Source organism: Lysobacter sp. (genome assembly GCF_035655815.1).
GTDB lineage: Bacteria > Pseudomonadota > Gammaproteobacteria > Xanthomonadales > Xanthomonadaceae > Lysobacter_J.
In genome coordinates, this window is record NZ_DASRTS010000004.1 from 1 (window position 1) to 8,743 (window position 8,743).

Sequence of the window (8,743 nt, forward strand, 5' to 3'; positions counted from 1 at the left end):
GTGCGGACCGACTCGTCCGTGACCGCGCGCGGCTTGCGTTCGCCGCGCGGCGCTCCGTCACGGCCGCCTTCGCTGCGACGGCCCTCACCACGCCCTTCGCCGCGTCCGCCACTGCGACGACCACCACCAGCGCCCTTGCGGCCACCGCCACGACGCTCCTCGTCGGCGGCGCGCTGCTCGCGCGCTTCCTTGAAGATCGCGCCGATGCTTTCCTGCTCACCCTCGGCGCCTTCCGGCACTTCGCGCGGCGGACGCGGGATCGCCACCAGCAGGTCGGGTTCCACCGCCGACACCGGCAGCTTCTGCTCGATGTAGGCCTCGATGTCCGGCAGCGACATCGCGTAGCGCTCGCAGGCGAAGCTGATTGCGTCGCCTTCCGCGCCCAGGCGGGCGGTGCGGCCGATGCGGTGGACGTAGTCCTCGGCATCGAACGGCAGGTCGTAGTTGTAGACGTGCGACACGCCGTCGATGTGCAGGCCACGCGCCGCCACGTCGGTGGCGACGAGGATTTCCAGCTGGCCCTTCTGGAACTTGTTCAGCAGCGTCTCGCGCTTCTTCTGCGGCACGTCGCCGGACAGCACGCCGACGCGGTAGCCGCCCTTCTCCAGCGCGCGCGCCACGCGTTCGACGAACGCCTTGGTGTTGACGAACACCATCGTGCGCGCGCCCTCGCTGCGCGAGAGCAGCCCCAGCAGCAGCGGGATCTTCTCGTCGTCGGCCGGGAAGTAGACCTTCTGGCGCACCTTGGCCGCGGTGATGAACTCGGTCTCGACGACGACCTTTTCCGGCTCGTTCATGTGCTCGTAGGCCAGCTCCAGCACGCGGTGGCTGAGCGTGGCCGAGAACAGCAGCGTCTGGCGCTCGGTGCGGATGGGCATGCGCCGCAGCAGGAAGCGGATGTCCTTGATGAAGCCCAGGTCGAACATGCGGTCGGCTTCGTCCAGCACGCACATCTCGCAGGCGTGCAGCGACACGACCTTGTGCTGCTTGACGTAGTCGATCAGGCGGCCGGGCGTGGCGATGATGACGTCGGCGCCCTTCTGCAGCAGCTCGCGCTGCTTGTCGTAGTCGACGCCGCCGTAGACCAGGGCGAACTTCAGGCCCAGGTCGGAGCCGAACTTCACCGCATCCTTGTGGATCTGGATGGCGAGCTCGCGCGTCGGCGCCAGGATCAGCGCACGCGGGTCCTCGGGCTTGCGTTCGGCCAGGGCCGGGCGGGTCAGCAGGCGGTTCATCACCGCCACCAGGAAGGCCAGCGTCTTGCCGGTGCCGGTCTGCGCCTGGCCGGCGACATCGCGGCCCTGCAGGGCGATCGGCAGGGTAAGCGCCTGGATCGGCGTGCAACGCGTGAATCCGGCCGCTTCAAGGCCGGCCAGCAGGCTGGGATGCAGATCGAAGGAAGAAAAGGAAACGTCGGTTAAAGGCTTGTCGCTCATCAGCTTGGACTGTCCGCGCGCGCCGTGCAGTTGCGGCATGCAGAGTTGCGTTGGCGCGCTTGCGTGGGTGGCTGTCCGCATCGCAGACTGCCGGGGCCGGGCCCGCTCGGGGCCGGCTCGGAGAGTTCGGCGACCGACCCTGAGATGGGCTTGAAGTCGCCTCGAAACGCCCCAGTTTACCGTAACGCCCGAACCGGCAACGCCGGAACCGGGCCGCAGACCCCGCCGGGCGGGGCGGCCAGAGGCCGTCCGGCCGGCGAACCATCCGCAGGAGATCCCCGTGAGCGAAAAAATTCTGCACGTCGGCGATGCCGATTTCGACGCCTCCGTGCTGCAGTCGTCCGAACCCGTGCTGGTCGATTTCTGGGCCGAATGGTGCGGCCCGTGCAAGATGATCGCCCCGGCCCTGGACGAGCTCGCCGAGGCCTACGAGGGCAAGGTCAAGATCGCCAAGGTCAACGTCGACCACAACCGTTCCACGGCGATGAAGTACCACGTGCGCTCCATCCCCATGCTGCTGCTGTTCAAGAACGGCCAGGTCCAGGCCACCCAGATCGGCGCCGTGGGCAAGGCCCAGCTGGCGCAGATGCTCGACAAGGCGCTCTGATCGCCTGACGGGCACTCCTTAGATGTATCCGGCCGCGTCCGCCGTTCGCGGGCGCCGGCCACAAGGCCGCCGCGAACCCGCGGGGCCACGTGAACGCCTCCTGTCCCGGCGCTTGCCGGCGCGCAAAGGCAGTGCTAGTTTTCCTGTCACCCGGCGCTTCCGACCGTCCACGACCTAATCGTCGAAAGACCCGTCATCGCCGCACCCCCTCTCGAAACCATTCGTCCCTGACGTTCCGCTCGCCGTCTGCGAGCGCTCGCCGCTTAGCGAGGATTCCCTGCTTGTCCGATAACACCCCAGACGCTGGCGACACCGCCGAGAAGCGCGTGCGCAAGGCACGCGTGAGCAAGGCCGCCGACAACGCTCCGGCCGTAGCCGCTGCCGCCGAGAGCGCACCCGCGCCGCGCGCGGAAACCCCCGCACCCGCCCCCGCCGCCGAAGCGCCGGCACCGGCCGCCCCACAGGCGCCGGCCGAGCCGCGCGGCGACAGCGCGCCCGCCCAAGGCGGCGAAGGCGGCCAGCCGCGTGAGGGTCGCGAGAACTTCGAAGGCGGACGCGGCAACCGTCGCGAGCGCTTCCGCAACCGACGCGACCGCCAGCGCGAACGCTACCGCGACCAGAACGGCGGCATGCAGGACGAGGGCGGCAACAACGAGCAGTTCGTGCCGCGCCCGCATCCGCAGGTGCCGGAAGGCTTCCCGCAGTACTCGCTGGGCGACCTGAAGCGGATGCCCACGCCGAAGCTGCTGGACATCGCCGACCAGCTGCAGATCCAGGAAGGCGTCGCCCGCGCCCGCAAGCAGGACGTGATCTTCGCGGTCCTGAAGGTGCTCACCCGCCACGGCGAGGGCGTCGCCGCCGACGGCGTGCTGGAAATCCTGCCGGACGGCTTCGGCTTCCTGCGCGCGGCCGAGGCCAGCTACCTGGCCGGCCCGGACGACGTCTACATCTCGCCCAGCCAGATCCGCCGCTTCAACCTGCGCACCGGCGACCACCTGTCCGGCCGCATCCGCTGGCCGAAGGACGGCGAGCGCTACTTCGCCCTGGCCGTGGTCGACACGATCAACGGCGAGCCGCTGGAAGCGAGCAAGAACAAGGTCCTGTTCGAGAACCTCACGCCGCTGTTCCCGCGCAAGCGCTTCCGCCTGGAGCGCGGCGACGGTTCGACCGAGGACATCACCGGCCGCATCCTCGACCTGATGGCGCCGCAGGGCAAAGGCCAGCGCGCGCTGATCGTCTCGCCGCCCAAGGCGGGCAAGACGATGATGATGCAGCAGGTGGCCACGGCCATCACCAGCAACCATCCGGACGTGCACCTGATCGTGCTGCTCGTCGACGAGCGTCCGGAAGAAGTCACCGAAATGCAGCGCACCGTGCGCGGCGAAGTCGTCTCGTCCACCTTCGACGAACCCGCCGGCCGCCACGTGCAGGTCGCCGAGATGGTGATCGAACGCGCCAAACGCCTGGTCGAGCACAAGAAGGACGTGGTCATCCTGCTCGACTCCATCACCCGCCTGGCGCGCGCGTACAACAACGTCGTGCCGTCCTCGGGCAAGGTGCTGACCGGTGGTGTCGACGCCAATGCGCTGCACCGTCCGAAGCGTTTCTTCGGCGCGGCCCGCAACGTCGAGGAAGGCGGCTCGCTGACCATCATCGCCACCGCGCTGATCGACACCGGCAGCAAGATGGACGAGGTGATCTACGAAGAGTTCAAGGGCACCGGCAACTCCGAAGTGCACCTGGATCGCCGCATCGCCGAGAAGCGCGTCTACCCGGCCATCAACATCAATCGCTCCGGCACGCGCCGCGAGGACCTGTTGATCGAGCCGGAACTGCTGCAGAAGATCTGGATCCTGCGCAAGCTGCTGCACGGCATGGACGAAATCGGCGCGATGGAGTTCCTGCTGGACAAGATGAAGACGACCAAGTCCAACGACGAGTTCTTCAGCTCGATGAAGCGCTGAGGCATCTGGCGCTCGTCAAGAAAAACGCCCCGCATTGCGGGGCGTTTTTGTTTGGAGCCATGTGTCATTCAAATCGTGACACTGGCGCCTCAACCTTCTCCAGCTCGCGTGAAACGGCTGTCCACCGCCACCGCACGATTCTGCGCTTCCCCGGCCGCGACGCGACAGACCTGCTGCGCGTGTTCGGCATTCCGCTCGGCCACCTTGCGCTGTACTTCCTGCAACGAACCCAGCCCACGCAGTTCGTAGGTGAGCGGCAGATCCACGACTGTCGCGACGGGCGTCCCATTGACTACTTCGGGCATGAAACGTCGCTTCGAGAGCCATTGCGAGACATGCCGCCGCCACGTCGTGCCGTTGCGGGCCTGCTGCATCGGGTCAGCCAGCTCGGCGTATTGCAGCGTCGCCCGACCGTCGGGCTTCACCTGATAGCGAACCTTGGCGCTGAACTCGACACCCTCCGGCAGCCCTTTGGGCGGCGGAGGCAGTAGCGGAATGCGCGCGCTCTGGACGGTGCCGGGACCATTGCCGATCAGGTCGGCGGCCACGTTGAAGGCATCGCCGTCTGGCACGAGGCACAGCCGCATGTTCGCGTACGTCGTCCCCGCCACGGCCTTGCCGTGCTCGGTGATCGGGGCGAAGCGCCAGCCCATGGCGGCCTTGCGGGCGGGCTCGCGCAATACCGGGGCGAGTTGCGCATCGGGCTCGGCCTTCACCACTCGACCGGTCGCATCGACGTCCAGCGCGACCTGCGTGAACACCACCGTCGGACCCGAGGCGTCGGCCTCGGCCGCACGCGCATCCACGCACAACAGGGAAACGCCAAGCAACCATGCAAAACGGCTCATCTTCTCCTCCTTGATCGTTCGAACTGCGTGGAACCTCAGTTGCGCTCAGGAATCGCCCAGTGGGGTCAGCAGCTTGGGGCCTTTGCCGACCGGATAGACGCCGCCGGCCGCCAATGCATCGCCGTCCGCCCACTCCGAGTCCTGCGAGAGCCAAGGGGCGCGTTGGCGCGGCCCGGGTACATAGGCATACCACTTGCCAGGCTCTTCCTGTCCCTGATGCCAGTGCACAAATTCCACCGGCACGCGCACAGACAGGAACGGCAACTGCGCGTCCTCGCCTCGCGTCGGATAATCGAATCGCCATCGGCGTGCTGCGGCGAGCGCCGAATCAGCCAGCATCGCGCGGTACATCTCCATCTCCCTGACCGTTCCGACTGCACGCAGGTTGACCTGTTCGGCGACGGCGTCCTGGACTACGCCATCAGGCCCGATGCGCGCCACCACGTAGACGGTGCCGCCAACGCCGGCGGCGTTCGCGGCGCCCGGATACTCGGGCGGGCGCAACTTGCCGCGCGGACGCGCGGACTCGTCCTCTTTCTCCACATTGCCGAAAGACGCACCCGCAATGCGCAGCAGATAGTTTTCGTCGGCACGCTGGGCGACCAACCGCAGCAGCATGGGTGCTCGTGCGCGGACGATCTTCCCGTCCACCTGCACCGGTTCGAATCGCCACATGCGGATGCGGCGGTCGACGAAGTCCAGCATCGCCTTCGGAAGCGCGTCTGCCTGCTTGAGCTGATAGCCGGTCACTCCGCCCGCTTCATCGATGTCCAGCGTGCCCTGCAACAGCATGCTGGCCTCAACCTGCTTGCGCACGTCGGCGCGGGTGCCGGCGGCTTGCGCGCAGCCCACGACCGCCCACAGCGCCAATGCGAACGCGAGGCTGCAACTCCACTTGCCCATTTCCCCTCCCCCATCGCGCCTCCCTGGCGCGGATTCGCCAAGGCTATAGCAACGAAGGCGCGGACGGGGCGGGCATAATCGAACTAAACGGAGGACACGATGCACGGCGGCGGTCTGGAACTTGCTCTGGTATTCCTGCTGGCCGCGGTGATCGCGGTTCCGGTGTTCCGTCGCTTCGGGCTGGGGGCGGTGCTCGGCTATCTGGTCGCCGGCGTGGTGCTGGGGCCGTACGGGTTGCGGTTCGTCGCCAATGCCGAGCCGGTGCTGGCCGCGTCGGAAATCGGCGTGGTGATGCTGCTGTTCGTGATCGGCCTGGAGCTGTCGCCGGCGCGCCTGCGTGTGATGCGCAGGCCGATCTTCGGCGCAGGCGGTGCGCAGGTGGTTCTGTCCACGCTGGTCATCGGCGCTGCGGCGATGGTCGTGGGGCTTTCGTGGGAAGCGGCGCTGGCGGTCGGCATGGGGCTGGCGTTCTCTTCCACGGCGGTGGGCCTGCAGTTGCTGTCCGAACGCAAGGCGCTAACCACCGATCACGGCCGGCTGAGCTTCGCGGTATTGCTGTTCCAGGATCTGGCAGCGATTCCATTGCTGGCCGCGATTCCGCTGCTCGGGCGCGGCGCGGCCGTGGACACCGAGCTGGGCTGGGAAGAGGTGCTCAAGGCGCTTGGCGCGATCGCGGCGGTGGTGATCGGCGGGCGGGTGCTGCTGCGCCATATGTTCCGCGTGGTTGCGCGCGCGCAGATGCCGGAGGTCTTCACCGGCGCCTCGCTGCTGGTGGTGCTGGGCACCGCTTGGATCATGCAGGGCGCGGGGCTGTCCGCGGGCCTGGGCGCGTTCCTGGCCGGCGTGCTGCTGGCCGATTCCGAATACCGCCACGAACTCGAAGCCCAGATCGACCCGTTCAAGGGCCTGCTGCTGGGTCTGTTCTTCATGGCCGTGGGCATGAGCATCGACCTGCAGCGCGTGCTGGCCGAGCCGCTGCTGATCGTCGGCCTGACCGTCGCCCTGTTGCTGGTGAAGTTCACCATCCTCTACTTCGTCGGCCAGCGTCCGGGCGGGCTGGATGCGCGCGAATCGTTGCGCCTGGGCGCGGTGCTGGCGCTGGGCGGCGAGTTCGCGTTCGTGGTGTTCCATGAAGCGGTGAAGGCGAACCTCATCGACGATCCCACGCGCGACCGCGTGGTCGCGGCCGTGGGTATCTCGATGGCGTTGACCCCGCTGATCGTGATCGGCATCGCACGCGTGCTGTCAGCCAATCCGCGCAAGGAACCGCCGCGTGCGTTCGACTCGATCCCGGACACGCATCCGCAGGTGCTGATCGCCGGCTTTGGCCGCTTCGGGCAGATCGTGGCGCGCCTGCTGGTGGCGCAGAAGACGCCTTTCATCGCGATCGAGCACAGCGCCGACCAGGTCGATTTCGTGCGGCGCTTCGGCAATCCGGTGTACTACGGCGACCCGGCCAAGCACGAACTGTTGCGGTCGGCGGGAGCCGAACACGTGAAGGTGTTCGTCATCGCCATCGACGGCGTCGAGGAAAGCCTGCACACCGTGCGGACGATCCGGCATCTGTACCCGGACGCGACGGTATTCGCGCGGGCACGCGATCGTCGCCATGCATGGGAGCTGATGGACCTGGGCGCGCGCGCCTTGCGCGAGACGTTCTACAGCAGCCTGAAGATGGGCGAGAAGGTGCTGGTGGAACTGGGCATTCCCGAGGACGTGGCGCGCGACCACGCCGAGCGGTTCCGCGACCACGACGCGCGCCTGCTGCGCGCGCAGTACCTGATCCGTGACGACGAGGACGCGCTGTTGCAGTCCACGCAGGATGCGCGTCGCGAGCTGGAGGAGCTGTTCAACGCCGACCAGGGCGAAGGCGTGCTCAACGAGATCGCCGATGCGACGCGCAGCGAGACGCAGCTGGGCGACGAGGAAGAGTGAGCGCTCTTCTTTTGACGCGGATTACGCGGAAAAGGCGGATTGACGCAGATGTATCGGACTTAGCATGCAGGCGCCGGTCGATCTGCAGCGCCGGCACCCGGCGCACAGCGTGATTTTCTTCGGATGCGCCTTATCGGCCTTGTCCGCTTCTTCCGCGTAATCCGCGTCAAAAAAGCTCAGCGCGGTTCGCGCAGGAACCTCGCCATCGACACGTTCTGGCCTGGCGAGGGCGGTGCGAATTCGGCCGCGATGTCGATGAAGCCGCGCATCACCGCGATCTCGCGCGGGGTGCGGTTGAGCGAGTCGCGCAGGTCCGGGTCGGCGCCGGCGCGCAGCAGGAACTGCACCACGCGCAGCAGGCCGTGCAGCGCCGCCAGGTGCAGCGGGCCGAAGCCACGCGGGTCCTTGGCGTCCAGTGAGGCCTCGTGATCGATCAGCAACTGCAGGCCGGCGATCAGCACGTCCTCGTCGGCCGCACTGCCCGGTTCCGCACGCGCGCCCAGCAACAGCAACAGCGGCGTCGCACCCGCAGCCGGCTGGTCGGCATCCACCCCGGCCAGCAGCAACGTGTCGAACAGCGCGACCAGGCGCGAGCGCTCGCGTGCGTTGAAGCCGTACATCGCGGCGCAGTGCAGCGCCTGGCGGCCCTGCGAGTCGCAGGCCTGCACGTCCGCGCCGGCGGCGAGCAGGCGCGCGGCCAGGTCGGTCAGGCCCAGCGCGCAGGCCACCATCAGCACGGTGAGATCGCCCGGCAGGCGCTGTTCCAGTGGTGCGCCCGCGGCGATCAGGCGGTCGACGATCTCGGCGTGGCGCATGCTCACCGCGGCCGACAGCGGCGTCGCGCCAGAGTGCGCGGTGAGCTGCGGGTCGGAGCCGCGCGCCAGCAGCAGGTCGACGACGGCACGATGACCACCGCCCGCGGCGCGCAACAGCGCGGTGCAGCCCTGCGCGTCGGTGGCGTCCACCGGCAGTCCCAGGTCGAGCAATCGGCGCACTGCGTCCGCGTCGCCGACGATGGCGGCGGCCGGGACGTCCTGCGGCTGGATCGGG

7 protein-coding genes are annotated in these 8,743 nt (G+C 68.1%); 3 read left to right on the forward strand and 4 right to left on the reverse strand.

Annotation, left to right across the window (positions count from 1 at the left end; genetic code table 11):
- The coding region (gene rhlB, locus VFE83_RS00555; protein WP_324902924.1) for an ATP-dependent RNA helicase RhlB at window positions 1-1,436 on the reverse strand (1,436 nt) is incomplete at its 3' end.
- Window positions 1,437-1,716: 280 nt separating this feature from the next.
- On the opposite strand from rhlB, the gene trxA reads away from it, so the two are divergent.
- Entirely contained in the window at window positions 1,717-2,043 is a 327-nt protein-coding gene (gene trxA / locus VFE83_RS00560) for a thioredoxin TrxA (RefSeq protein ID WP_324902918.1), read from the forward strand.
- A 281-nt stretch (window positions 2,044-2,324) separates the two neighbouring features.
- Window positions 2,325-4,007 carry a transcription termination factor Rho gene (gene rho, locus VFE83_RS00565; protein ID WP_324902919.1) on the forward strand — a complete coding sequence of 561 codons (1,683 nt, stop codon included), beginning with the start codon at window positions 2,325-2,327 and terminating at the stop codon, window positions 4,005-4,007.
- Window positions 4,008-4,096: 89 nt separating this feature from the next.
- Here the strand turns inward: rho and VFE83_RS00570 are convergent, their stop codons facing one another.
- The gene (locus VFE83_RS00570) at window positions 4,097-4,813 is read right to left on the reverse strand and encodes a hypothetical protein (protein WP_324902920.1); all 717 of its coding nucleotides are present in this window, start codon (window positions 4,811-4,813) and stop codon (window positions 4,097-4,099) included.
- Between the two features lie 87 nt (window positions 4,814-4,900).
- Window positions 4,901-5,758 (reverse strand): protein tonB, encoded by an 858-nt coding sequence (locus VFE83_RS00575; protein WP_324902921.1) that lies wholly within the window; start codon window positions 5,756-5,758, stop codon window positions 4,901-4,903.
- A 99-nt stretch (window positions 5,759-5,857) separates the two neighbouring features.
- Here VFE83_RS00575 and VFE83_RS00580 point away from each other — a divergent pair, with 99 nt between their 5' ends.
- Complete coding sequence (locus tag VFE83_RS00580) at window positions 5,858-7,693, forward strand: monovalent cation:proton antiporter-2 (CPA2) family protein (RefSeq protein WP_324902922.1); 1,836 nt, start codon at window positions 5,858-5,860, stop codon at window positions 7,691-7,693.
- A 176-nt stretch (window positions 7,694-7,869) separates the two neighbouring features.
- Here the strand turns inward: VFE83_RS00580 and VFE83_RS00585 are convergent.
- Window positions 7,870-8,743 (reverse strand): ankyrin repeat domain-containing protein (locus tag VFE83_RS00585; protein WP_324902923.1); only part of this gene is annotated, 874 nt, incomplete at its 5' end.